Source organism: Paenibacillus cellulosilyticus (genome assembly GCF_003182255.1).
GTDB classification, from domain to species: domain Bacteria; phylum Bacillota; class Bacilli; order Paenibacillales; family Paenibacillaceae; genus Paenibacillus_T; species Paenibacillus_T cellulosilyticus.
The window spans coordinates 155,900-180,438 of the sequence record NZ_QGTQ01000004.1 but is presented as its reverse complement, the minus strand read 5'-3'; the positions used below and the strand labels follow the sequence as shown (position 1 = coordinate 180,438).

Here is a 24,539-nt window from a genome sequence, read left to right as displayed (position 1 = left end):
ATTAACGTTTCTGTGGTCCGTTAGAGTGAGGAACAAGGGGCAGAGAAACTCGACCGAAAGCTTGAATGAACGTTCGAACGAACGTTTGAACGAACGTTTGAACGAACGCTCGGAGCAAAAGCTCTGCCCACAGGGGCACGCGACCCCCAGCACGCAGCCAACTCATTAGCGCCACTGTCCGTCATCGCCCCCCTCCGGGGTCCAGGGGACGGGAGTCCCATGGGGTCCTCCCTAGCAGGGAGGATTTAGGTGGGCAGAAATCTTTAAGTTGGGTAGAAATCTTTAGGTTTTGTAAAAATTTTTGTTAGTTAAATTATTTAAACGGGGTCAAAGGGGCACGCTCCTTTTTAAATACAATTTGGAATAATTTGTCCCTTCACTGTCCATAATGGGAAGGAAAAAGATGGCCGTTGTGCGTTCTGTCCTTATTGTCGCTGTTACTTCAGCACGGATAGAGCTAGGGCCGCATCATGCTCAGGAGGGATCGTTCTTGTTCAAGTCTGTCTGTACTAAATTATTCGTTAGCGCCTTAGCGCTCATGCTGCTGCTGCCGGCGCTTTCCGCTTCCGCTGCGGAACCTACAGCGCCGCAGGCACCGGCTGCTTCTCCAGCGGTTAACCTGGCACCTTCCGCACGATCTGCTGTGCTGATGGATGCTGACAGCGGTACGGTCATTTTCGATAAGAACAGCCATGACAAGCTGCCACCTGCCAGCATTACGAAAATTATGACGATGCTGCTTATCATGGAGGCGCTGGATGACGGTCGACTGAAGCTGACCGACAAAGTTTCGACAAGCGAATATGCGGCTTCGATGGGTGGATCGCAAATTTTCCTCGAGCCGGGCGAAGAAATGTCTGTCGATGAGATGATCAAAGGCATAGCACTCGCTTCGGGCAATGACGCATCGGTTGCGATGGCTGAGAAGCTTGCAGGCTCGGAGGCGCAGTTCGTCAACATGATGAACGAGAAGGCGAAACAGCTGGGCATGAACGATACGCATTTTGCCAACTGTAACGGTCTGCCTGTAGCGGATCACTACACTTCGGCGCATGATATTGCCGTTATGTCGCGGGAGCTGCTGAAGCATACCGAAATTACGAAGTATACGGGCATGTACCAGGATTACCTCCGCAAATCGTCGGAGAAACCGTTCTGGCTCGTGAACACGAATAAGCTCGTACGGTTCTATACCGGAGCAGACGGTTTGAAAACAGGCTTTACGAACGAAGCGAAGTTCTGTCTGTCCGCAACGGCACGCCGTGACGGTCTTCGTGTCATTGCGGTTGTAATGGGTGAGCCGAATACGAAGACGCGTAATGCAGAAGTGGCGTCGATGCTCGACTACTCATTCGCACAGTACACGAACTATTCGATCTTCAAACAAGGCGATTCGATTGGCACAGTACCGGTGGAGAAAGGTCAAGTCGCACAGCTCGAGCTGACGGCAACTCACCCTTACAGCGTTCTGATGCGCAAAGGTGCTGCGACAGGTGATATTCGTCACGAGCTGCAGCTGGATAAGAACATCAAAGCGCCAATCAAGATTGGCGATCGCATCGGCCGTATCGTCGTTTACCAAGGCAATCAGCAGCTGACGGAGTTCGAAGTGCAGTCGCCGATTACGGTGGAGAAGGCAAGCTGGTGGACGCTGATGAAGCGGACATGCGCAGGTCTCTTTAGCTGAACAATCAGCGCATTTTGTCGGCTCATAGCGCCGAGGTTCTAGTTTTGTCGTGAGGCAGGAATGGGGCTGTCTGGCGGAGAAATGCTTGTTCATCACGGGGAGGAGTGAACAGGATATGAGTCTTCAAGTAGAGTTGGAGCATCAACGCAACGTGTTGATCGTCCGCCTGAGAGGAGAGCTTGACCACCATACCGCGGACGTCGTTCGGATCCGGATGGAGGAAGCAATCCTGAAGAGCACGGTCGAACATGTTATTCTCAGCATGAAGGATCTGATCTTCATGGACAGCTCCGGCCTCGGTGTCATCCTGGGCCGATACAAGCAGCTGAAGGCGAAGGGCGGCGTGATGGCCGTCTGTGACGTGAATAAAAGTGTATACCGGCTGCTCGAGCTGTCTGGCTTGTTCAAAATTTTGGCTGTTCACGATAATGAGCGTGCCGCGCTCACCAGTCTGGAGGTCGTATCATGAACGAGACGAGAGCTGCCAATACGATGCGTGTAACGTTCTCCGCCCGCAGTGAGAATGAAGCGTTCGCCCGTATTACGGTCGCCGCTTTCATAACGCATTTGGACCCGACGTTAGATGAGTTGAATGATCTGAAGACAGTTGTGTCTGAAGCGGTAACGAATGCGATTATTCACGGCTATGACAATGATCCTTCCCGTTTTGTGACGATTGAAGCGTCCATCGAGGATGAGACGCTGCATCTGATCGTTAGCGACGAAGGTAATGGGATCGAGGATTTGGAGCTGGCGCGGTCGCCGCTCTACACGTCCAAGCCGGAGCTGGAGCGTTCAGGCATGGGTTTTACGATAATGGAAAATTTCATGGATCGGTTCGAAGTGACGAGCGAGCCCGGCCGTGGTACACGGATCGAGATGTCGAAGCGAATCGAATCGAAAAAAGCGCTGTTTAATTAGGCGCATAGGGGTTGGACCTCATGGAAGTCGATTTGAAGCAAACGGCGCAGCCGTATTTGGATGACGCAGAAGTGAAGCGTCTAATCGCTCTGAGCCAGTCAGGAGACAGCGTGTCCCGTGACACGCTTGTCCACTGCAACATTCGGCTCGTATGGTCGGTCGTACAGCGGTTTATGAACCGCGGTTACGAGCCTGACGACCTGTTCCAGATCGGTTGTATCGGACTGCTGAAGTCGGTAGACAAATTCGATTTGTCCTACGACGTCAAGTTTTCGACCTATGCGGTGCCGATGATTATCGGCGAGATCCAGCGCTTTTTGCGCGATGATGGAACGCTAAAGGTAAGCCGATCGCTCAAGGAAACAGCGAACAAAGTGCGCAAGATGAAGGACGAATTGTCGAAGACACTTGGACGCCTGCCGACGATTAACGAGGTAGCTGAAGGCCTTGGCATCTCGCCTGAGGACGTCGTATTCGCGCAAGAGGCGAATAAACCGCCTACCTCCATACACGAGACGGTATTCGAGAATGACGGCGATCCGATCACGCTCATGGACCAAATCGCTGATGATACGCAGGAGAGATGGTTCGACAAGCTGGCATTGGCAGAAGCGATCGAGGGACTCGCGGAACGCGAGCGGCTCATCGTTTATCTTCGTTACTTCCGCGATCAGACGCAATCGGAAGTCGCGAGTCGGCTTGGTATCTCACAAGTGCAAGTATCACGGCTTGAGAAAAAAATATTGCAGCTCATCAAAAACCAAATCGCCCAATAAGCGGCGATTTGGTTTTTTTGCTGCCAATGCAGCCATACTAACCAAGAAACGTTACGTACTATGGAGTTGCATGTCGCTAGCAAACGGAGGGTGATGCGCGCTTGGAAGGGAATGTATCAGCACCTACGGTGCTTTATATGAGGCTCAAGAAGCGTGTCCATATCCAAGCTGGCGATACGGTGACGCTTGGTGTGGTCGCAAAGCTGTTGACGGATGACAGTATCGCTGACGTACTGGAATCGCTTGTGCTCTATCATCATCAGACCGAGGACGGCAACCGCGTCGTAATCGATTTGCTCCAAATGATTCGTGCGATCCGACATCAGTTTCCAGGTCTGACGATTGAGACGTATGGCGAACCACATGTGCTTCTAATGGTAGGCGAGAAGGCGGAACGCGCACGGATGCCCGTGCTGATTGTGTCTTGGCTGCTCCTCTTCTTCGGCGCAGGGCTTGCCATTATGAACTTCCATACGGATGTCAGTATGAAGGAAGTCCACATGAGGATTGCTGAGCTAGTAACCGGTAAGCATGAGGAACATCCGCTGTGGTTCCAAATTCCGTATTCGGCGGGCATTGGTCTGGGCATGCTGCTGTTCTTCAATCATCTCTTCAAGAAGCGTTTCAATGAGGAGCCTAATCCACTTGAAGTGGAGCTGTATTTGTACCAAGAGAACGTCAATGCTTACGTCGTTGCGGAGGAGATGCGCAAGAAGCAGGGGGGTCATGGGCCTAGTGGTCCAGCAGGTGAGCCAGATGCTTGATCTTTGCCGTAATCTGTTCGTTGCCATGCTCGGGCTAGGCGGTGGAATTGCCGTCGGTTCAGGGCTCGTCTCGCTTCTCATTATTTTGGATTTGATTCCGAGGCTGGCACAGCTTGGCAATGCGTATCGAAAGTCATTGTGGTTCGAGACTGCTGTTACGGCTGGGGCGCTCTTTTGGACAATAGCAGATTTTATGGGGTGGAGGTTGTTCATGCCTAACCATCTCGTAATGCCCGTTGCAGGGCTGCTGGATGGGCTGTTTGTCGGAATGCTTGCAGCAGCTTTAACAGAAGTCATGAATGTGCTTCCCATTTTGGCGAAGCGAATGTCGCTCTCAAAGCACATTGCAGCGCTCGTCTGGGCGATGGTGCTTGGCAAAACAGCAGGCTCGTTGTTTGATTGGCTCTATTATCAGTGGTAAGCAACAAGGAGGACGGAGGACGCTATGCGCAATCGGGATAGACAGACACCAGACGATCAGTCGTTCATCATACCGGAGATCATCGCGATGATGGACGAGATGGAGGACGAAGACGCGATCGACCATCCATCTGCTTCGAAGACAACGCACGGCAGCAATAAGGATCCTGACGATCTGTCAGAAGTGATGGATGAAATTCTTGAACCGAAGTCGCATGAAACCGAATCAAAGTTAGCTGACAGTGCAGATACTGACAAGCACGCTGAAAGAGGAAGTAAGAAACAGCAGTCGCAGGTAGATAGGGATATCGAGCTGCTGTCGCTTATTAAGGACAAGGAGCGGCTGCATCAGTTGTTATCTGCCGAACTCGTATCGAAGGAGCCCTCAGCCCCTAGCCAATCCGCGCATAACGCGCATAACAATGAAGCAGATAAAAACAAGTCGTCGAATAAGCAGCATGTTTCCTCGGACAAAGGGCAGAAGCATGCACAGTCTCATTCGGCGCAGCACGAGTCCCAGTCGAAGTTCAAGAAACAAGGGAAATCACAGCAGCAGGGGCACGCACATGGCGGACAAGAAGAACAAGTTGAGCCAATCCCGTCCAGCATCGATCAGTATCTGAAGAAGCTCGAGGACGCAGGTTTCCATACAAGCTTCGATATTGTGGTACGCGAGATGACGTTAGGTGATAAGCGGACGGCGCTGTTTTTTTACAATGGCCTTGTGAAGGATACCGTATTGACGGATGTGCTCACACGTCTTACCTATTTACAACCAGATACGATCTCGACGAATGCACTGCATGATTTCTTGCATTACTATGTGCCTGCGGTGCAAGTGAAGGCAATTGATGAATGGGATGATATGCTGCTTGAAGTGATGTCGGGCGCTTCTGCATTCTACATTGATGGCGAGAACAAAGCGATCATTATCGATGCCAAAGCGTTCCCGTCGCGTGGTCCGGAAGAGCCTTCGCTCGAACGTGTCGTTCGTGGTGCAAGGGATGGTTTCGTCGAAACATTGATGGTGAACGTGTCGCTTGTTCGTCGGCGTTTGCGTGATCCGATGCTGCGATATGAGATCGTTCGAGTCGGCCAGCGGACACAGACTGACGTATGTATTGCCTACGTAGAGGATATTACGGATCCAGAACTGATCGAGTCGATTCGTGATAAAATCCAACAGGTGAAGCTCGACGGCCTTCCGCTTGCGGACAAGCAGCTTGAGGAAGCGACGGTGAAGCGGGGATGGAATCCGTATCCGCTCGTTCGATATTCAGAGCGGCCTGACGTTGTTGCGGCTCATTTGCTCGAAGGCAACGTAGCCGTGTTCGTCGATACTTCACCGAGCGTCATGTTATTGCCAACGACGTTCTTCGATCTCGTCCAGCATGCCGAGGAGAATCGTCAGACGCCGTTCATGGGAACTTATTTGCGATGGGTGCGGTTTATCGGCATTATGGCGTCGCTGTTCCTGCTGCCGATCTGGTTCTTATTCGTGCTGGAACCGGGATTGAAGCCGGTAGCACTAGAGTTCATTGGTCCGACGAAAACGGGTAAAATCCCGATGGTCATTCAGTTCCTGCTCGCGGAGCTTGGTGTCGATCTGCTGCGCATGGCAGCCGTCCATACACCTACACCGCTTGCTACAGCGATGTCTTTGATCGCAGCGATTATGATCGGCGATATTGCGGTATCCACCGGATTGTTCATTAACGAGGTCATCCTGTATATGGCTGTCGCCGCTGTCGGGATGTTCGCTACGCCAAGCTATGAGCTTGGGCTTGCAAATCGCATCGTTCGCATTCTCCTCATTGTGTGTGTGGCGGTGTTCAAAGTACCTGGATTCGTCATTGCGACAACGCTCGTATTGCTGACGCTTGCGATGGAGCGTTCGTTCAATCGTCCGTACATGTGGCCGTTTATTCCGTTCGATCTGAAAGCGATGATTAACATAATCGTACGGCCGCCCGTGTTGTATAACCGGACTCGTCCGAACCTGCTTCGTCCGAAGCAGCGGGATAAAATGCCTCGCTCTTAGAGCCGTGCCAAAATTAGTGCAAATGAAATGATGAAAAATACATTTCTCCGATAGATGGTTTAGAGTATACTGATGACATTGGGTACAAATGAAATTGGTATTCCTATACAACATTTACTATCGGAGGGATTTCGTCCATGTTTTTGCACGGGACTAGTGAGATTAATGATAAAGGACATCTACAAATCGGCGGATGCGACACAACGGTGCTCGCACAAGAGTTCGGTACGCCGCTCTATATCGTAGACGAAGGACTCGTTCGTCAGCGTGCACGGGAATTTGTTGAAGCTTTCAAAGCAACGGGACTGAAATTCCAAGTAGCATACGCAAGCAAAGCTTTCAGCGTAATGGCTATGTGCGCAATTGCTGAGCAAGAAGGCTTGTCGCTTGACGTCGTATCCGACGGCGAGCTGTACACGGCACTTCAAGCGGGCTTCCCGGTTGAGCGCATTCACTTCCACGGCAACAACAAGACGCCTGATGAAATCAATATGGCGCTTGACGCTGGCATCGGCTGCTTCGTAGTCGACAACTTCATTGAGATGGGCCTGCTGAACGCTCTTGCAGCGGACAAAGGCAAAACGGCTAACGTATTGCTTCGCATTACGCCAGGCGTAGAAGCACATACGCATGACTACATTTCGACTGGCCAACAAGATTCGAAGTTCGGCTTCGACCTTGGCAACGGTACGGCATTCCGTGCGATCGAAGAGACGCTGAAGCTGACGAACCTGAACCTGCTCGGCGTTCACTCGCATATCGGCTCGCAAATTTTCGAAGTCGAAGGCTTCGGCATGGCGGTTGATAAAGTAGCGAAATTCGCAGTACAAGTACGCGATGAGCTTGGCAAAACGTTCTCCGTTATCAACGTAGGCGGCGGCTTCGGCATCCGTTATGTTGAAGGCGACACGCCGCTTCCGCTTGCAACGTATGTTAACGCTATTGCTGATGCGATCATCTCGAACTTCACGTCTGCTAACTACCCAACGCCAGAGATCTGGATCGAGCCAGGCCGCAGTATGGTTGGCGACGCGGGTACGACGCTGTACACGATCGGCACGAATAAAGAAATTCCAGGCGTGCGCAAATATATCGCAGTTGACGGCGGTATGACAGATAACCCGCGTCCTGCACTGTACGGTTCGAAGTACGATGCGCTTCTCGCTAACCGTGCGAACGAAGCGAATGAAGAGACGGTTTCGGTAGCCGGCAAATGCTGCGAGAGCGGCGACATGCTCATCTGGGATCTCGAGCTGCCGAAGTCCGAAAGCGGCGACCTGCTTGCTGTATTCTGCACGGGAGCGTATAATTACGCAATGGCGAGCAACTACAATCGGATTCGTCGTCCGGCTGTCGTATTCGTCAAGGACGGCGAAGCATCGCTGGCGGTTAAACGCGAATCGCTGAATGACATCGTAGCGAACGACGTTATTCCACAACGTCTCCGTAAGACGACTGTATAAGCAATCGCACAGCGTGCATTCGCGAGATCACTTTGAGGAATCAGGAGTTGAACGGTAATGGCTAAACAAGCACACATCACGCTTTCGAACGGCGCTGTCGTTAAGATCGACCTGTTCGAGAAAGATGCACCGAATACGGTAGCGAACTTCGAGAAGCTGGCTAACGAAGGCTTCTACAACGGACTGGTATTCCACCGCGTTATCCCAGGATTCGTCGCACAAGGCGGTTGCCCAAGCGGCACTGGCACTGGTGGTCCTGGCTACACGATCAACTGTGAGATCAATCCGAACAAACATGAGCGTGGTACGCTTGCAATGGCACATGCTGGCCGTAATACGGGCGGCAGCCAGTTCTACATCTGCTACAAACCACAACCGCACCTTGATGGCGTTCACACGGTTTTCGGCAAAGTTGCTGAAGGCATGGAGCAGGTAGACGCATTCAAAGGCCGCGACAAAATGGAAAAGGTCGAAATCGTCGAAGTATAATCGCGATCTCGTCCTTCCTCAGGAAGCCGCGAGGACACGACATTCTACTGTCGATGATCCCGCGGCTTCTTGGATTCCTTCGGAATTCGGAACGAGAAGCGCTGTGCGGCTTCAAGGCCGGCGGCGGCCGTTTCACCTTGCAAATTAGTAAGCAGAGTGGTATAGTTTACGAAACTATATCGTTGCCGCACGTTTGCGGTGAATATGTATCATTATAGGCGACTTTCCTTCGGGGTGCGGTGAAATTCCGAACCGGCGGTGATCGTTTGGAAGCTGCTCTTTGCTACCGTTTGAACGGCGCAGGCTTCCGGCGTCAGTCCGTGACCCGAGGTCTCGTAATTTCTTTCGCGTCATGCGCGCAGAGGAGGCTTCGGTGGACCTGGTGCAATTCCGGGACCGACAGTATAGTCTGGATGGGAGAAGGGGAACGCATTCAACAAGTACGCCATTCGTACGGGTTTCTTTGCTGTCCATATTTTAATAGACGGTATTGTAACCCTTGCACGAAATATAAGACTTTTATAAGTTTTTTCTTATACGTAAGCTTATATTTCACCGGAATGAACGATACTGCGCCGATTTTCGGCGACAGCCGTTTCGTCATGAAATATAAGACTACTTAAGTTTTCAGCTTATTTATAAGCTTATATTTCTCCGGAATGAAACGTAACGCGCCGTTTATAAGACGGCGGCAGTCGGTTCACCTTGCGTATGCGGCTTATTGAATGTATTTCACAACGTGAATAACGCTAGCGTACAAGCGCATGCGTTACCCATCCCCCCGTCGGCAGTTTGCCGGTTGGGGGGTTTTTATTTATGTCTGCAATCATGAATGACGAATTCTATATGAAGCTTGCTTTGCAAATGGCAGAGAGTGCAAGCGGCCAGACGAGTGTCAATCCCGTCGTCGGCTGTGTCATTGTGAAAGAAGGGCGTGTCGTTGGACTTGGTGCGCACTTGAAGCGGGGCGAAGGCCACGCGGAAGTAAATGCCCTCCGAATGGCAGGAGCAGAAGCAGAAGGCGCAACTGCTTACGTCACGCTAGAACCTTGCAGTCATTACCGGAAGATGACGCCGCCATGCTGCGATCGGCTCATCGAGGCAAAGGTTGCCCGTGTTATTATTGCAGCGCTAGATCCGAACCCGCAAGTCGCGGGCAACGGTGTCACTAGATTGCGAGAAGCAGGCATTGAAGTATCCCACGGCTTGCTTGAGCATCAATCTCTCGCCATGAATGAAGCTTACAACAAGTACATTCTGACGCGTTTGCCGTATGTCACGCTTAAATCTGCCTCGACACTTGATGGTAAGGTTGCTGCACGTACAGGCGATAGCCGCTGGATCTCGGGTGCTGTATCGCGGCAAGCGGTACATACGATGCGGCACCGGAATGCAGGCATTATGATCGGCATCGGTACGCTGCTGGCAGACGATCCACAATTGACGACGCGCCTTGAAGTGCCTGCCCTGCATCCAACTCGCATCATTGTTGATTCGAAGCTCCGGATTCCACTCGACGCTCGTGTCGTAACCGATGGCGAGGCACCAACGATTGTACTGACAACAGCCAGCGCTGATCCTGACAAACGTCAAGCACTGCAGGCGGCTGGTGTAGAAGTGATCGAATGCGGCGATGGACCAAATGTCGATCTTGCTGAAGCGATGCGGCTGCTGGGTGAGCGAGAGATTAGTTCGATTTTGCTGGAAGGCGGCGGTCGGTTGAACGGCTCGATGCTGGAGGCAGGGCTTGTTGACAAAATCGCCTTGTTTATCGCACCGAAGCTAATTGGCGGCGGCGCGGCAGCGCCTGCAGCATTCGAATTTGGCGGCTTTGACAAGATGGCAGATGCCATAATATTGGAAGCTGTTAAATATGAGCAACATGGTGATGACATGGCTATCGTTGGCTATCCGTCTAATCGGCGTGGGGCTGCAGAGAGGAGTTAATCGGCGTGTTCACAGGATTGATTGAAGAAGTAGGGAAGCTGCGCAGCGCTTCGCGTGCGGGTGAAGCGATGGTGCTGACGATTGAGGCTTCTCATATTGTAGACGGCGTCGCGATCGGCGACAGCATCTCTGTTAACGGCGTCTGCTTGACGGTCATCTCGTTCACGCGGACATCGTTCCAAGCAGATGTCATGCCGCAGACTTATCGGCATTCGAATCTGAAAGATTTGAAGCCTGGCTCGAAGGTAAACCTAGAGCGAGCGATGGCAGCTGGCGGACGCTTCGGTGGTCATATCGTGCAAGGGCATATTGATGGAACAGGCGTCATCCTTTCTCGTACTGTTGATGCGAATGCAGTTGTATTCGCCATACGAGCAGAAGATGAAGAGCCGTTCGCCAAATATGTCATTCCGAAAGGCTCGATCACGATCGACGGCATCTCGCTTACGGTCATTCGCGCGGAGGGCGGTTCGTTCGCTGTATCGATAATTCCGCATACACTCGCTCAGACGGCGCTCTACGACAAACAGCCGGGCGACACTGTCAATCTTGAGGCTGATATTCTTGGCAAATATATCGATCATCTTCTTCATTATCGCGGAAGCGAAGGCGGCTCACGTCCATCAGGTCGAAGTGGTTTGAGCGCATCCTTCTTGGCGGATAATGGATTTATGTGAGGATATAAGAATGGAGTAGATAGGATCAATTTGGAAAGCGGAGTGACTTTTAGTAAGCAGAGTGACTTTGAACTCCCGTTCAAAGATCCTGATGTAGAGCAGAGTGACTTTGAACTCCGTTCAAAGATCCTGATGTAGAGCAGAGTGACTTTGAACTCCGTTCAAAGATCCTGATGTAAGGAGGGATTGACCATGTCAGAGCATACACAAAGCGCCGAGAGAGTACTGGGCGATACGTCTGCTTATTTTGATTCGATTGAGGAAGCTATAGAGGCTTTGAAGCAGGGGAAGCCGATTATCGTTGTTGACGATGAGGATCGCGAGAACGAAGGCGACCTTATCGTACTGACGGAGAAAGCGACGCCGGAAGCGATCAACTTCATGATTACCGAAGCGCGTGGACTCGTCTGTGTACCGATCACAAGCGAGCGTGCAGAAGAGCTCAATCTGCCACCGATGGTGAATCATAACACGGATTATCACGGAACAGCGTTTACGGTTTCCGTGGACCATGTATCCACTTCGACAGGCATTTCTGCTCACGAGCGTTCGATGACCGTCATGGCGCTTATCGATGGAACGGCGAAGCCGGAACATTTTCGCAGACCGGGCCACATCTTCCCGCTTATTGCGAAGGAAGGCGGCGTACTTCGCCGTGCCGGCCATACGGAAGCCGCGATTGATCTAGCGAACATGTGTGGTGCAAAGCCATCCTCGGTTATTTGTGAAATTATTAAAGAAGACGGCACGATGGCGCGTCTTCCGGATTTGATCGAATTCAAGCAGAAGCATGACTTGAAGCTGATCTCGATCGAAGAGATGATCAAGTACCGTAACGGCAAAGAACGGCTCGTAGAACGCGCAGTCGAAACGCCGCTTGCGACCGAGTTTGGTGATTTTACAGTGATCGGCTATACGAACCAAATCGATGATAAAGTTCATTTAGCTTATGTCAAAGGTACAATCACGCCGGATAAACCAACGCTCGTACGTGTTCACTCGGAGTGCTTGACGGGCGATGTGTTCCATTCGAAGAAATGCAGCTGCGGCAAGCATCTTGATGCGGCAATGCAGCAGATTAATGAAGCGGGCAACGGGGTACTGCTGTATATGCGGCAGGATAGCAAAGGTGAAGGTTTGCTTAGCAAATTGAAATCTTATCAGCTTCAGGAGCAGGGATTCGACAAGGGCGAGGCGAATAAGAAAGTTGGATTTCATCCGGATTTGCGGGAATATGGCATCGGCGCTCAGATTTTGAAAGATCTTGGCGTGCGCCAAATGCGTCTGCTCACGAATAATCCACGCAAGATCAAAGGACTTGAGGGCTACGGCCTGGAGGTCGTTGATCGGGTTACGTTGAACAAAATATATGACGATTATTGCATCTAATTAATTCTAATCGTATCCACATGGAAGGAAGATGAACAATGAAACATTATGAAGGACACTTAGTCTCGCAAGGATTGAAATATGGTATCGTAGTAGGTCGTTTCAACGAATTCATTACAACGAAGCTGCTGTCTGGCGCGCTTGACGCACTGAAACGCCATGGTGCAGAAGAATCCGAGATTGAAATCGCTTGGGTACCAGGAGCATTCGAAATTCCATTCGCAGCCCTGAAAATGGCTGAGAGCGGCAAATATGACGCTGTTATTACGCTGGGCGCAGTTATCCGTGGTTCAACGCCTCACTTTGACTTCGTGTGCAACGAAGCAGCTAAAGGCGTAGCGGCAATCGCATTGAAAACGGGCATTCCTGCTATCTTCGGCGTCTTGACGACGGACTCGATCGAGCAAGCGGTTGAGCGTGCAGGTACGAAAGCGGGCAACAAAGGCTGGGAAGCAGCTGCGTCTGCAATCGAAATGGCGAACCTGTCGCGCCAGCTTCAAGGCTAATCGAATTTGCAGCTGCTAAGCTGTTCGTACCCGCAGCAGGTTCTGCTGCTGCGGGTACGACGATAGCCTAGCCGATCATCACCCGGGAGGACGACGCCGTGACGGTGACGTATAAGCTGGAAACATTCGAAGGACCGCTCGATCTGCTGCTTCACTTGATTGACAAAGCTGAGATCGACATCCACGAGGTATCCATCAGCGAGATTACCGATCAATATATGAGTTATTTGCAAGCCATGCAGGAGCTTGAGCTCGAAGTGACGAGCGAGTTTCTTGTCATGGCTGCTACGCTGCTGTCAATCAAGAGCAAGCAGCTTCTGCCGAAGCCTCCAGTCATTGAGCTCGATGAGTTCGAGGATTGGCAGGACGATGGGCCAGACCCGCAGGAAGAGCTGATTCAGCGCCTGTTGGAGTATCGTAAGTACAAGCTGATTGCAGCCGAGCTTCGGGATAAGGAGTTCGAGCGCAGTCTTGTTTTTGCGAAGGAGCCTGAAGATTTGACTCCGTTCATGCATGAGCAGCCGTCGAATCCGGTAGAAGGTCTGCATATCGATGATCTCGTACGCGCTTTTCAGAAGGCGCTGCGAAGAGCGGTTCGTCGTAATTTCGTTGCTACGGTTAAACGTGATGAAATTTCGGTTAAGGATCGCATTCGCGAGATTATCGAAGTGCTTAAACAGTACGAGACGGTACGATTCTCGAAGTTGATCAAGCAAAATATGGACCGTCATGAGATTGTTGTGACGTTTCTGGCGATATTGGAGCTGATGAAGATGAAGCACATTCGCTGTCATCAGCATCAGACGTTCGACGATATCGTCATTCATTGGAGAGGAGAAACGTCGGATAATGGACTATCAGAGCTACAAGTCGATTATTGAAGGCTTGTTGTATATGGCAGGAGAGGAAGGTCTCAATGCCAGACAGCTTGCTGAGATTTTGCAGATCGATAATCAATTGTCGGCGGAGCTTGTCTACGATTTGAAATGCGATTTGAAGCGCGAAGGAAGAGGCGTGCAAATCTCGGAGGTTGCAGGCTCATATCGGATGACGACGAATCCGGAGCATGCTGTTTATTTCGAGCGAATGGCTTATTCACCAGCACGAGCCAGCCTATCGCAAGCAGCGCTCGAGACGCTGTCGATCGTCGCGTATCGGCAGCCGATTACGCGTGTCGATATTGAAGAAATTCGTGGCGTGAAGAGCGATCGAGCCATTCATTCGCTTGTCTCGAAGGACCTCATCGAAGAAGTTGGCCGTGCGGAGGCAATTGGCCGGCCCATTCTTTATGGGACGACGAAGGCATTCTTGGATTACTTCGGTTTATCTGCGCTAAGCGCACTGCCAGAGCCGGCGAACGTTACGGTAGACGATCTTGACGATGGCTCGAACATGTTGTTTGAACGATTTGATGGTCGACAGATGACGTTCGATGAGCTGCCGCCAATTCCATCTGCACCGCGTGATATCGCGGCCACGAAGGAAGACGAAGAATAAAGTTCACATGAGATCTGTAAGCTGGGTCATACTATAACCAACTGCTGCTTGTCATGACGATAAGCGGCACACAAGCCAAATGCTTGGAGGATGGGGGAACCGCAGATGGCGGCTTTTTCACATGGTTGGATATGGTGGGCTGCTGCAGGTCTCTTTTTTTTGATCGGAATGCTCATCTGGTTCTCACCAATCGTACTGACCGCTCAAATGAAGAAGATCAACTTGAACGATGACCTGGAGATTCATATCAAGGCGTTATTCGGCATTGTCCGCTTGAAGTGGCGAATGCCTGTGCTGGAATGGACAAATCGAGGCATTAAGGTGCGAACCGAGAAGAACAATATGCAGGGTCACGGTGAACAGGAAGAGGAAATGGATGCAGCTCGCGTGCTCAGCCTAACGAATCGGCTCAAAATGATCGTCACGCAAATAGAAGATACGGCAAGCCTGGTTAAGAAGGTGCTTGCAAATGTGAAGATCGAAGAGTGGCGGTGGGTGACGGAAGTAGGGACCGGCGACGCCATGTGGACAGCAATGTGTACCGGCATGCTTTGGTCCGTTAAGACTACGGCTGTTGGTGTTGCTTCGCAGTTTATGCAGTTGATGGCCTCACCTGTCCTTGATGTGCAGCCTGCCTATAACCGAACCTGTATCGTATCTGAATGGAAAATTGCAGCTAGGATGCGGCTTGGACAAGCAGGCATAGCCGGACTCCGGTTAGTCAATGCGATGCGTAAAATGAAGGCTGGAACGACTGGTCTACAGCGTGTATTGCCGAAGATTTAGATGCGAAAAGTAAGGAAACAATTCACGATGTGTTCGAAGGGCAGCTCTGAGGCTGCTCTTTTTTTTGTTTTTCAGCACTGGGTTTTGTTGACAACTGGAGTGGATGCAAATAGAATAAGTGTTGTTTAATAAATGTTAAACGTGAATGAGATGGATTCAATAAATACTAAACTTAATAGGAGAATCAGACAATGACTGATATTGATGGTATCGATACTGACAATGAACGTTTAAGCGGGCTTGTCACGATTACGTACGTTGAAAGCATGGAGTTTATTCTTTCAATGGATCTGATTGCGAATCTCTCACTTCTTCGGCAGCATGCCGAACAGCTCATGATCGATATGAACACGGAAGTAATTCGTCTCATTGAGCAAGCAGGTCAGACACTCACGCCTTACCAAAGCCGAGAGCTTTCATTTTTTTTCGGTAAATCTACCATGCATCCTGAAATCTCACTTGGGTTTTTATTATCCGTGTTCCAGGATCAGGATCAGACAGATGTGGGCAGTTGGCTATCTAGGCTCGCTGTTACTCCGGCACAAGAGATCGTAGGACAAATGGTGCTCGGGGTATGCTTCAATAAAATGGATGAGTTGCTTCTAGGCGAGACATGGGAAGGAATTCAACATGACTTAGTCAAGCTCCGTACTCGTATTGAGGCCATGGACTTCAACGAGGAACGGAATCAAAAGCAATCCTTGCTGGAATGTCTGGCTCAACCGGAAGAAACAAAAGAACGGTATATGCGGCTGTTTGAGCAATACAACACACGCTTCTTCCAAACAATAGCTACTCGCATGAAGGAGGATGCTTATGCTGCTGTAGAACGCTATCGAACAATGTTTGAGGACAACCCTGCGGCATTTCTACGTCGTTTTCTTCTGGTTGACCCGACGGTCATTGACAAGCCAACAATCATTCATATCAGTGTTTCAGCGCATATTGGTAATGCTATATACGCAGGTAATACGCCTTCAAATTGGGCAAGCATGGGCATTAATAACGATGTCTATTTTGGAGAAGCGGTGGATACAGAGAAGCTGGAGAAGTTGTTCAAAGCGCTGAGCGATAAAAAAAGATTAGAGTTTATGCTGCTCTTGCGTGAGCGGCAGCGGTTTGGCAAGGAGCTCGCAGAGGAGCTTGGCATCACCCCTGGTGCGGTAACCTATCATGCCGGTTTCTTGTTAGCTGCTGATTTGATTGAGCTTCACAAGTCAGATAATCGACACTACTACCGAATTCAGAAGGATCGAGTCATTGCACAGCTGCATGATGCGGTTCGAGTGTTGACAGGCCGAAGTGGAGAGGAGCGTTAATGTGGAGGTCGCTAAAGGCACTATCTTTAGAAGGTTGATAAGCTATACGAAGCGATATCGCTTGTTGTATGTAGGACTGCTCATTAGCATGCTTGTCGGTATTGGCCTTGAACTTAGTGTTGCACAATATTTAAGCAGGATGACGAATGTGGCAGCCTCAGGAGACCAATCGCAGTGGAGCATCCTCATAGTCGCGGGTGCTACGATTCTCGTATTGACCGTGCTATTCCAATATGGAGACGCCTTCTTGAAAGGCATTGTATCGTCCCGTATTCGACGCGATCTTCGCGACGATACGATGGATGTTGTACTTCGGCTTACGCAATCTGAGTTTGATCGCTCACACTCGGGCGAGCTCACGGCTCGTCTAACGAATGATAATGCTGCGATTGGTGATTTATTCGGCAATACATTGCTGCAGCTGATCCGCAATCCGCTGCTCGCTATTGCTGCTTTTATTTTTCTTCTTCAAATCTATTGGCCGCTCGCCATTATCTGTTTTCTCATCGGGCCGACCACTCTTCTGATCGGTATCCTATTCGGCAAACCTATAATGAACAACTCCATTCAGCAACAGCAGCGGCAGGAGCGTCAGCTTACGTTTCTGCAAGACATTTTAAATACGAGTTTACTTTTTAAAGCATTCGGACTTGAGTCCAAACTATTGCATAAATTCCGCAGTTTGAGCAGTGAGGTGACAGAAACAGAAAGAAAAGGTGCTCACCTTCAAGCGGCAATCGCAGGAACCGGCAGTGGAATCGGACTGACATCGTTTATAGTAGCTTTCGTATTCGGCGCATACTTTGTCACGCAGGGCAAGATGGGGGTTGGCGGTCTGTTAGCTTTCATCCAACTGCTCAATCATCTGACATGGCCGTTCACGAATCTCGCAGGCACTTGGGGAGCCGCTCAGCAGTCTTTTGGTGCCGCGAATCGCATATTCGAGCTAATCGATCGTGAGGTCGAGCAGCGAACGTTCGTACACGTTGATCCATCGTCTGAGCGTAAAGCTGTATTCGAAAAGCTCGAGGTGGAGAACGTCCAATTCGATTATTCCCATTCGTTCGATGAAGACGCATTGCAATCCAGCGTATTGAATCCAGCAGTCAACAATATCTCTTTCACGATTATAAAAGGTCAGCGTGTAGGTGTTGTTGGTCCAAGCGGGTCGGGTAAAACCAGCTTGTTCAAGCTGCTGCTTGGGTTATATCGTGTTCAAAGTGGCGTAATTAAGCTCAATGGGGCAAGTCAAGAAACGATGGAGCTTTCCCTGCTGCGCAGCTACTATTCGTTGGTGCCTCAGGAGTCTAGACTCTACACAGGGACAATACGAGACAACTTGTTGTACGGTAAAGCGGATGCTAGTGAAGAGGAGATGCTGGACGCGCTGCAGGCTGCGAATGCTCTGGATTTCGTCATGAGGCTCCCTGATGGGCTGGATTCGGAGCTAGCCGAGCATGGGGGCAGCTTATCAGGCGGTCAGAGACAACGAATCGCTATTGCAAGAGCCATGCTTCGAGATGCACCCATTTTACTGCTTGATGAAGCGACCTCTGCGCTTGACTCTGAATCAGAACGGGATATCGTTCAAGCGTTGAATCGATTGTCAGAAGGGAAGACAACGATTACGATCGCTCATCGGTTGTATATGGTTCGAGATGCTGACGTCATTATTGTTATGGATCAAGGTCAAATCCAAGCGATTGGCAAGCATGAAGAGCTGCTAGTGGAATGTGATCTATACCGACGAATGTTCGATGCACAGATGTATGCTCAAGATCATCAACCGGCCATTACTGCAATTGTATAATTCAACTAAATATTGACATTTCGTTATTGGTCCTCCAAAATATATGTACGGAGCATGGATTTTCAAGAGGAGGATACGAATGAAACAAACGGAGCTATTTGAAGAAATCGTTGTCATGATCTCACATACGTTTGCTATTCCTCAATCTCGAATTACACTGGAAACAAGCATTCGCGAAAGCATTACGAATAGCCCAATCGAGCTTTATGATTTTCTAGATGAGCTTGAGAACAACATGGGCATTACGATTCTCGATGATGATCGATATATGGATTTGGCTACAGTTGCCGACCTGGTTCATTATGTACAGCGGGAGCTTGCGGTTTCTCAAGACTAGAATTCATTCAACTGATAAACAAGCGTTCGCTGACCGGACGCTTGTTTTTATTTTCGCTAAAGCAAGTAGTTGGAAGCTCGGCCTGAGGGTGCATGCACATAATCTGCAGTCTGTACGAGCACAATACAGAAAGCGTACGGAAGTCCTTATCCATATCGCACCGAGGAGGAGCAGCAATGTCCAATCATCCGATTGAAGGTCTCATGCAGACCGCGATGGAAAATATTAAAGAAATGGTCGACGTCAACACGATTGTCGGCGACCCGGTTCAAACACCAGACGGCAGTGTGATTATGCCGATCTCTAAGGTTGGTTTCGGTTTCGTTGCCGGCGGCAGTGATATCCGGTTTAATGGCAATGGTCAGTCGTCAACGACGCCGCATGAAGGACAAAACGCTTCTGTGCAAGGGCCGTTTGGCGGCGGCAGCGGCGGTGGTGTTTCCATTACACCAATCGCGTTCCTCGTCGTTGGCACGCATGGCGTGAAGGTCGTACCGCTCGACAACAATACGCATCTCATTGAGCGCGTTATTGATTCTGCTCCACATGTTTTCGATCGTATCCAAGGTATGCTGAAGCAAAATGATCACCACCACGATTCCATTACGGAGTCCCCGCTTCTCTGATGAAACATGAAAGCCCGTATCGGCTATGCTAGCCGGTACGGGCTTTTTGTATGTTCTAAAGTCTGAATTCTGAATGCGTACATATATATGACATTTGTCATGCGAAACAGATGTTAAAATAATCTACCCGCTCCAATTTGGTTCAGGTAATATAAGGAAGTCAGCTGATCGAACCGGATGAACGAACATTGAAGATAGGCAGGGGATATAACGATGAAGGAATGGGCGATTCAATTAAGCAATATTACGAAGGTATATAAAGGGAAAAAAGCAGTCGACGGTTTATCGTTAAACGTAGAGAAAGGCAGCGTAGTTGCCCTGCTTGGACCAAACGGAGCGGGCAAGACAACGACCGTATCCATGATTCTTGGGCTAATCCAGCCTACGAGCGGCAGCGTGAAACTGCTTGGCGGTGATCCAAAGGATCGCAGCGTCCGAGATCGGATCGGCGCCATGCTGCAGGATGTCAGCGTTATTGATAATTTGACGGTAGCGGAGACGATCGATCTTTTCCGTCATTACTATAAGACGCCGCTCCCGCTCGAACAACTTCTTCAAATAAGCGGTCTTACAAACGAACGGAGCAAAATGGCGTCCACGTTGTCCGGAGGACAGCAGCGTCGATTAGGATTCGCGATGGCGGTTGCGGGTGATCCAGAGGTGCTGTTCCTCGACGAGCCTACCGTTGGGATGGACGTAACCAGCCGTCAATTGTTTTGGGATACGGTCAAAGCGATGGCAGGCCGAGGACGCACGATCGTGCTGACGACGCATTACTTAGAGGAAGCGGACCAGGTAGCGGACCGGATCGTCGTCATTAACGACGGCAAGCTCGCAGCCGATGGCACTCCAAGTCAAATTAAAGCGACGACGATCGGTCGTACGATCACGTTCACGGCGGGCTCTACCGTAACGAACGATCATTTATACGAAATCCCAGGCGTAACGGATGCGGAGTGGAACGGCCGGCGAGTCCGATTGTATAGCAATGATACAGACAGATTGATCGCTGAACTGATTACGCGAGGCGTGGAGATGAAGGATATCGAGATACAAAGCGGCGGCTTGGAGGAAGCGTTCCGTTCGCTCGTAAGCAGCGCTAAAGAGGACCAATAAAGAGGATAGAAAGGGAGTTGGAATGAACATGGATACAAGCATTAGAAGAGCGGCACTCGCGCAATTGAAGTCGGAGCTGCTTCGCACGATGCGGAATAAACGGTTTGTTTTCTTCACGATCATTATGCCGATTGCTTTTTACTTTATTTTCACTAGTTCGATGGATGGCGATCTTACGGTAGGCGGCATCGACTGGGCGGCTTATTATCTGATGTCGATGTCGGCATATGGCGTGGTTGGCTCGGGTATTACAACGCTCAGCCAGAAGTTTTCCAGGGAACGGTCGCAAGGCTGGTCTAGACTGCTTCGCATTACGCCGCTTCCTTCTTGGGCGTTTGTTCTATCGAAGGTAATCGCGCAAGGATTGATCAATTTGTGCATGATCATCATATTGTTCATTATCGCTTCCGCGGTCAAAGGCGTTGAGCTATCGGCGGCACAATGGATCGAAAGTGGCTTATGGATCTGGTTTGGCAGCTTTTCCTTTATGGCGCTTGGGACGCTTGTGGGGACGATTCGGAACTCCGATGTCGTGCAGGTAGTTGGTATGATCGTCTATCTGGGCATGTCTATGCTGGGCGGCCTCTGGTTTCCGGTGGAGTCGATGTCGGATACGATGCGCGCGATTGCGCATGCAATGCCAACCTACTGGCTGGGACACGGTGCTTGGAATTTGATCGGAGGCGAAGCATTTGATTGGAACGGCGTATTCGTTCTTGGTGCATATGTGATCGGTTTCGTGATACTATCATCCTATATTATGAGAAAACAGGAAGCGGTCTAATTGATAAAATCAATCTTGCATTTTTTATTCGGCGAGCGGTCTCCATCGAGACCGCCTTTGTTCATTTCGTTTATTTGGCTCGTTTATCTTGCGTTTCCGCTGCACGTTGTATTCCAGCGTCCGGCAGGGGAGATGATCATTGGTCTTTTCGTTATCGCTGTTTTTGCCGTCATCTACGTCTACTGCATTTTGCATGAGCGGGGCAGGTTTGTACTTACCTATGCCTTGATGGCGGTCATCATATTGTTTACGCTGCAAGTCGATCCATCGTTTATGTTCATGGGCTTTTACCTAACCCCTTTAATCGGTATGATGCCGACCAGACGCAAGTTTATGATTACATGGATTTCCTTGTCTGTATTTTTGGTTTCTATTCTTGTCGTGTATCGCAACGAACTGACTAGCGACGACTTAATCAGTGTTATTCCCGCCATGCTCATTATGTTGTTCATGCCGATGGCGATTCGATTCGGACGGCGATCCAAGGAGCTGAGAGAAAAACTCGACATCGCGAACGAGCAAATCGCGATCCTGTCAGCCAACGAAGAACGAGCTCGCATCTCGCGGGACTTGCACGATACGCTTGGGCATTCGTTATCGCTCATCACACTGAAGAGCGAGCTGACCGAAAGGCTAATTCTCAAAAATTCGGAACGTGCTATACAAGAAGTAAGAGATATTCAGGCCACTTCACGTGCAGCGCTTCAGCAAGTAAGAGAGCTGGTATCTGGGCTTAATACGGCGACGGTAGATACCGAGATTCATAACGCGCTGCAGATTCTTGAGGCGGCTAATATAGAGCCTCATTTGGAGGGGCGATTTCGGGAAGGCTCGGTCACGCCTTTAATCAACAATATTTTAGGCATGTGCTTGCGAGAGACGGTGACGAATGTCGTTCGGCATAGCGGTGCATCTAGCTGCACAATCGAGCGAACGAGTATGCATGACTGCTTGATGTTAATCGTCTCGGATAATGGACAAGGCATCGATGGTTCAGTATCTGGCAAAGGCGGGTGCGAAGGCAACGGTCTCAAAGGAATGCGTGAGCGCTTGAAGCTGGTGGAAGGCACGATCACGATTGAGCCACAGGGCGAAGAACAAGGCTCAAGGGGTACAAGAGTGTCGATTACGATTCCTTATGTGAATCGTTCTTCAACTGGCAGAGAGGAGAACAACGGATGAGAGTTATCATTGCAGAAGATCAAGGGATGTTAAGAGGGGCGCTGAGCGCGCTCCTTGACATGGAGGATGACATAGAAGTAGTCGGGCAGGCAGAGAATGGTGAGAAGGCATTGGAGCTTATTGATTTGCTGCAGCCGGATATTTGTCTTTTGGACATCGAAATGCCTATCTTGACTGGATTGGATGTCGCGGAGCAGCTGGTTGCACGACGTTATGCATGTAAGGTCGTCATCTTGACGACGTTCTCGCGCTCGGGTTATTTTCAACGCGCGATGCGCGCCGGCGTTCACGGCTTCCTGCTCAAAGACGCTCCTATCGACGAATTAAGCGCTGCTCTGAGACGTGTATATGATGGTGGACGAGCGGTGAGCCCGGAGCTAGCGATTTCGCTGTGGGAAGCGGAGAATCCGTTAACTGATCGTGAACGCGAGGTGCTGAAGCTGGCGGGTGAGGGATTATCTGCCCAAGAAATATCCGGGAATTTGCACCTAAGTGCGGGCACGGTACGTAATTATTTGTCCGAGGCTATTCGCAAGCTAGATGCGAAAAATCGGATTGAAGCGATCGCGATCGCCAATAAGAAAGGGTGGCTCGATTAGTCGACCGCTGAACGGTTAGAGTTGATAACGGCACGCCGACTAGGTGACTGCCGTTTTTGTTATGGAGATTGCCGGAGCATAAAGACGGCTGCTTGGACATATGCTGTACAAGCAGGCACATTTTTGAGCGTCTATTTCGCATTGCTTGTAATGTGTCGTAAAGGACTTCGACAGGAGGTTTCAACCGCATGTCCATGAAGTTGCTGCGCCGTCATCAGTCGATGAGGCGGCTGTCATATGCTGCCGTTGCGTTCGTGCTGCTGACAACTGCGCTCGGGTTCGGACCTGCTGCCGTCGAGGCGGCTGCGAATGTTCCGCCACTTGGGACGCACGCGAAGGCAGCAACGTTGATCGACGTAGAATCAGGCCGGATTTTGTACGATAAGAGTGGGGACCAGCGTCTTAGAATCGCCAGTCTGACGAAAATCATGACCGCAATTGTTGCGATCGAGAATGCCGATCTTTCCGATAAAGTGAAGGTAAGCGCACGTGCTGCTGGTAAAGAAGGCTCCTCGATTTACTTGAAGGCGGGAGAGGAAATGAAGCTGGAGGACATGCTGTATGGCCTCATGCTTCGCTCCGGCAATGATGCGGCAACGGCTATCGCCGAGCATGTTGGAGGCTCGGTCGAAGGTTTTGTTCGGATGATGAATGAGAAGGCGGAATGGATTGGCCTCACCAACACACAGTTCATGAATCCATCTGGTCTCGATGAGGACGGGCATTACTCGTCTGCGAACGACTTAGCGAAACTGACCGCTTATGCGCTTCACAATCCGACATTCGCCACAATCGTTAAGACACGGATAAAGAAAGCGCCGAATCCGAATGAATCCTGGGATTATCAGTGGTCGAATAAGAACAAGATGTTGGCCATGTACGAGGGTGCGGACGGCGTCAAAACCGGCTACACGAAAATGGCACTTCGCTGCCTTGTAAGCTCCGCAACGCGTAATGGACAGCAGCTCGCAGCTGTGACGATCAACGATCGTGATGATTGGATTGACCATCGCAATATGTTGGATTGGGGCTTTGAACACTACAAGCTTAAAGTTGTAGCGCAGCAAGGTCAGCCAATTAGCGGTTACCCGCTAGCTGCAGGCCGTACGTTCCGTTATCCGCTTGCGAGCGGGGAAGCTGACCAGCTGCATTCCAAGTTGACGCTTATTAGCAATACGAGCACGCCGTATGCACTCGGTGAACGTGGAGTTTTAGAATGGGAGCTTAGCGGCAATACAATTGGCGTTGTTCCTGTGTATGACTCCACCAGCAGCCGACTACAGTGGAAAGAGAAGCGTCCGCTTCCAGCACTAGACAATGCGGCAAGCGCAGGAGCAAGCGACTATTCATTCTCACATACAATGCGCGCCGTCGTACGAGCATTATTCGGGGGAGGAGCGTGA

General features: G+C 50.4%; 25 protein-coding genes and 1 riboswitch. All 25 genes read left to right on the top strand.

Annotated features, from left to right (window positions below; translation table 11 throughout):
* Window positions 1-538: 538 nt before the first annotated feature.
* The gene (locus tag DFQ01_RS08405) at window positions 539-1,687 is read left to right on the top strand and encodes a D-alanyl-D-alanine carboxypeptidase family protein (RefSeq protein ID WP_110043576.1); all 1,149 of its coding nucleotides are present in this window, start codon (window positions 539-541) and stop codon (window positions 1,685-1,687) included.
* A 115-nt stretch (window positions 1,688-1,802) separates the two neighbouring features.
* A complete protein-coding gene (gene spoIIAA / locus DFQ01_RS08400) occupies window positions 1,803-2,156 on the top strand; it encodes an anti-sigma F factor antagonist (RefSeq protein ID WP_110043453.1) in 354 nt (117 codons plus the stop codon).
* Window positions 2,153-2,608: an anti-sigma F factor gene (spoIIAB, locus tag DFQ01_RS08395; protein WP_110043452.1), complete on the top strand. Its 456-nt coding sequence runs from the start codon at window positions 2,153-2,155 to the stop codon at window positions 2,606-2,608. The genes spoIIAA and spoIIAB overlap by 4 nt, the downstream gene beginning before the upstream one ends.
* Window positions 2,609-2,628: 20 nt before the next feature.
* Window positions 2,629-3,384, top strand: a complete 756-nt coding sequence (gene sigF, locus DFQ01_RS08390; RefSeq protein WP_110043451.1) for an RNA polymerase sporulation sigma factor SigF — start codon at window positions 2,629-2,631, stop codon at window positions 3,382-3,384.
* Window positions 3,385-3,521: 137 nt separating this feature from the next.
* Window positions 3,522-4,148: a stage V sporulation protein AA gene (locus DFQ01_RS08385; protein ID WP_110043575.1), complete on the top strand. Its 627-nt coding sequence runs from the start codon at window positions 3,522-3,524 to the stop codon at window positions 4,146-4,148.
* Window positions 4,111-4,569, top strand: a complete 459-nt coding sequence (locus tag DFQ01_RS08380) for a stage V sporulation protein AB (protein WP_281271992.1) — start codon at window positions 4,111-4,113, stop codon at window positions 4,567-4,569. The genes DFQ01_RS08385 and DFQ01_RS08380 overlap by 38 nt, the downstream gene beginning before the upstream one ends.
* A 24-nt stretch (window positions 4,570-4,593) precedes the next feature.
* Window positions 4,594-6,609 (top strand): spore germination protein, encoded by a 2,016-nt coding sequence (locus tag DFQ01_RS08375; RefSeq protein ID WP_110043449.1) that lies wholly within the window; start codon window positions 4,594-4,596, stop codon window positions 6,607-6,609.
* Window positions 6,610-6,746: 137 nt separating this feature from the next.
* Window positions 6,747-8,072: a diaminopimelate decarboxylase gene (gene lysA / locus DFQ01_RS08370; RefSeq protein ID WP_110043448.1), complete on the top strand. Its 1,326-nt coding sequence runs from the start codon at window positions 6,747-6,749 to the stop codon at window positions 8,070-8,072.
* A 57-nt stretch (window positions 8,073-8,129) separates the two neighbouring features.
* Window positions 8,130-8,561 carry a peptidylprolyl isomerase gene (locus DFQ01_RS08365; RefSeq protein ID WP_110043447.1) on the top strand — a complete coding sequence of 144 codons (432 nt, stop codon included), beginning with the start codon at window positions 8,130-8,132 and terminating at the stop codon, window positions 8,559-8,561.
* 221 nt (window positions 8,562-8,782) lie between these two features.
* Window positions 8,783-8,990, top strand: a riboswitch (FMN riboswitch).
* Window positions 8,991-9,377: 387 nt separating this feature from the next.
* Complete coding sequence (gene ribD / locus DFQ01_RS08360; RefSeq protein WP_110043446.1) at window positions 9,378-10,508, top strand: bifunctional diaminohydroxyphosphoribosylaminopyrimidine deaminase/5-amino-6-(5-phosphoribosylamino)uracil reductase RibD; 1,131 nt, start codon at window positions 9,378-9,380, stop codon at window positions 10,506-10,508.
* 5 nt (window positions 10,509-10,513) lie between these two features.
* Entirely contained in the window at window positions 10,514-11,185 is a 672-nt protein-coding gene (gene ribE, locus DFQ01_RS08355; protein ID WP_110043445.1) for a riboflavin synthase, read from the top strand.
* 192 nt (window positions 11,186-11,377) lie between these two features.
* On the top strand, window positions 11,378-12,574 hold the full coding sequence (locus DFQ01_RS08350; protein WP_110043444.1) for a bifunctional 3,4-dihydroxy-2-butanone-4-phosphate synthase/GTP cyclohydrolase II: 1,197 nt from the start codon (window positions 11,378-11,380) through the stop codon (window positions 12,572-12,574).
* Between the two features lie 38 nt (window positions 12,575-12,612).
* Window positions 12,613-13,080 (top strand): 6,7-dimethyl-8-ribityllumazine synthase, encoded by a 468-nt coding sequence (ribH, locus tag DFQ01_RS08345; RefSeq protein ID WP_110043443.1) that lies wholly within the window; start codon window positions 12,613-12,615, stop codon window positions 13,078-13,080.
* Window positions 13,081-13,178: 98 nt separating this feature from the next.
* Window positions 13,179-13,961, top strand: coding sequence for a segregation and condensation protein A (locus tag DFQ01_RS08340; RefSeq protein ID WP_110043442.1), 783 nt, complete (start codon window positions 13,179-13,181; stop codon window positions 13,959-13,961).
* Window positions 13,930-14,577, top strand: coding sequence for an SMC-Scp complex subunit ScpB (scpB, locus tag DFQ01_RS08335; protein WP_110043441.1), 648 nt, complete (start codon window positions 13,930-13,932; stop codon window positions 14,575-14,577). Before DFQ01_RS08340 ends, scpB begins: the two co-directional genes overlap by 32 nt.
* Window positions 14,578-14,682: 105 nt before the next feature.
* Window positions 14,683-15,363, top strand: coding sequence for a DUF2953 domain-containing protein (locus DFQ01_RS08330; protein ID WP_174812646.1), 681 nt, complete (start codon window positions 14,683-14,685; stop codon window positions 15,361-15,363).
* Window positions 15,364-15,554: 191 nt separating this feature from the next.
* On the top strand, window positions 15,555-16,682 hold the full coding sequence (locus DFQ01_RS08325; RefSeq protein WP_110043439.1) for a winged helix-turn-helix domain-containing protein: 1,128 nt from the start codon (window positions 15,555-15,557) through the stop codon (window positions 16,680-16,682).
* A 1-nt stretch (window position 16,683) separates the two neighbouring features.
* Window positions 16,684-18,492 (top strand): ABC transporter ATP-binding protein, encoded by a 1,809-nt coding sequence (locus DFQ01_RS08320; RefSeq protein ID WP_110043438.1) that lies wholly within the window; start codon window positions 16,684-16,686, stop codon window positions 18,490-18,492.
* Window positions 18,493-18,571: 79 nt separating this feature from the next.
* Entirely contained in the window at window positions 18,572-18,829 is a 258-nt protein-coding gene (locus tag DFQ01_RS08315; RefSeq protein ID WP_110043437.1) for an acyl carrier protein, read from the top strand.
* 176 nt (window positions 18,830-19,005) lie between these two features.
* Window positions 19,006-19,455 carry a GerW family sporulation protein gene (gene ytfJ, locus DFQ01_RS08310; RefSeq protein WP_110043436.1) on the top strand — a complete coding sequence of 150 codons (450 nt, stop codon included), beginning with the start codon at window positions 19,006-19,008 and terminating at the stop codon, window positions 19,453-19,455.
* 213 nt (window positions 19,456-19,668) lie between these two features.
* Window positions 19,669-20,571: an ABC transporter ATP-binding protein gene (locus DFQ01_RS08305; RefSeq protein WP_110043435.1), complete on the top strand. Its 903-nt coding sequence runs from the start codon at window positions 19,669-19,671 to the stop codon at window positions 20,569-20,571.
* Window positions 20,572-20,599: 28 nt separating this feature from the next.
* Window positions 20,600-21,355, top strand: coding sequence for an ABC transporter permease (locus DFQ01_RS08300; RefSeq protein ID WP_110043434.1), 756 nt, complete (start codon window positions 20,600-20,602; stop codon window positions 21,353-21,355).
* Entirely contained in the window at window positions 21,356-22,537 is a 1,182-nt protein-coding gene (locus DFQ01_RS08295; RefSeq protein ID WP_110043433.1) for a sensor histidine kinase, read from the top strand. It begins immediately after the preceding gene.
* The gene (locus tag DFQ01_RS08290) at window positions 22,534-23,136 is read left to right on the top strand and encodes a response regulator transcription factor (RefSeq protein WP_110043432.1); all 603 of its coding nucleotides are present in this window, start codon (window positions 22,534-22,536) and stop codon (window positions 23,134-23,136) included. Before DFQ01_RS08295 ends, DFQ01_RS08290 begins: the two co-directional genes overlap by 4 nt.
* A gap of 194 nt (window positions 23,137-23,330) precedes the next feature.
* Window positions 23,331-24,539, top strand: coding sequence for a D-alanyl-D-alanine carboxypeptidase family protein (locus tag DFQ01_RS08285; RefSeq protein ID WP_110043574.1), 1,209 nt, complete (start codon window positions 23,331-23,333; stop codon window positions 24,537-24,539).

Bases quoted from the DNA above. Each gene is read 5' to 3' on its own strand.
- DFQ01_RS08405 (WP_110043576.1), top strand. From the start codon at position 539: ATGCTGCTGCTGCCGGCGCTTTCCGCTTCCGCTGCGGAACCTACAGCG.
- spoIIAA (WP_110043453.1), top strand. From the start codon at position 1,803: ATGAGTCTTCAAGTAGAGTTGGAGCATCAACGCAACGTGTTGATCGTC.
- spoIIAB (WP_110043452.1), top strand. From the start codon at position 2,153: ATGAACGAGACGAGAGCTGCCAATACGATGCGTGTAACGTTCTCCGCC.
- sigF (WP_110043451.1), top strand. From the start codon at position 2,629: ATGGAAGTCGATTTGAAGCAAACGGCGCAGCCGTATTTGGATGACGCA.
- DFQ01_RS08385 (WP_110043575.1), top strand. From the start codon at position 3,522: ATGAGGCTCAAGAAGCGTGTCCATATCCAAGCTGGCGATACGGTGACG.
- DFQ01_RS08380 (WP_281271992.1), top strand. From the start codon at position 4,111: ATGGGCCTAGTGGTCCAGCAGGTGAGCCAGATGCTTGATCTTTGCCGT.
- DFQ01_RS08375 (WP_110043449.1), top strand. From the start codon at position 4,594: ATGCGCAATCGGGATAGACAGACACCAGACGATCAGTCGTTCATCATA.
- lysA (WP_110043448.1), top strand. From the start codon at position 6,747: ATGTTTTTGCACGGGACTAGTGAGATTAATGATAAAGGACATCTACAA.
- DFQ01_RS08365 (WP_110043447.1), top strand. From the start codon at position 8,130: ATGGCTAAACAAGCACACATCACGCTTTCGAACGGCGCTGTCGTTAAG.
- ribD (WP_110043446.1), top strand. From the start codon at position 9,378: ATGTCTGCAATCATGAATGACGAATTCTATATGAAGCTTGCTTTGCAA.
- DFQ01_RS08350 (WP_110043444.1), top strand. From the start codon at position 11,378: ATGTCAGAGCATACACAAAGCGCCGAGAGAGTACTGGGCGATACGTCT.
- ribH (WP_110043443.1), top strand. From the start codon at position 12,613: ATGAAACATTATGAAGGACACTTAGTCTCGCAAGGATTGAAATATGGT.
- scpB (WP_110043441.1), top strand. From the start codon at position 13,930: ATGGACTATCAGAGCTACAAGTCGATTATTGAAGGCTTGTTGTATATG.
- DFQ01_RS08330 (WP_174812646.1), top strand. From the start codon at position 14,683: ATGGCGGCTTTTTCACATGGTTGGATATGGTGGGCTGCTGCAGGTCTC.
- DFQ01_RS08325 (WP_110043439.1), top strand. From the start codon at position 15,555: ATGACTGATATTGATGGTATCGATACTGACAATGAACGTTTAAGCGGG.
- DFQ01_RS08315 (WP_110043437.1), top strand. From the start codon at position 18,572: ATGAAACAAACGGAGCTATTTGAAGAAATCGTTGTCATGATCTCACAT.
- ytfJ (WP_110043436.1), top strand. From the start codon at position 19,006: ATGTCCAATCATCCGATTGAAGGTCTCATGCAGACCGCGATGGAAAAT.
- DFQ01_RS08305 (WP_110043435.1), top strand. From the start codon at position 19,669: ATGAAGGAATGGGCGATTCAATTAAGCAATATTACGAAGGTATATAAA.
- DFQ01_RS08300 (WP_110043434.1), top strand. From the start codon at position 20,600: ATGGATACAAGCATTAGAAGAGCGGCACTCGCGCAATTGAAGTCGGAG.
- DFQ01_RS08290 (WP_110043432.1), top strand. From the start codon at position 22,534: ATGAGAGTTATCATTGCAGAAGATCAAGGGATGTTAAGAGGGGCGCTG.
- DFQ01_RS08285 (WP_110043574.1), top strand. From the start codon at position 23,331: ATGAAGTTGCTGCGCCGTCATCAGTCGATGAGGCGGCTGTCATATGCT.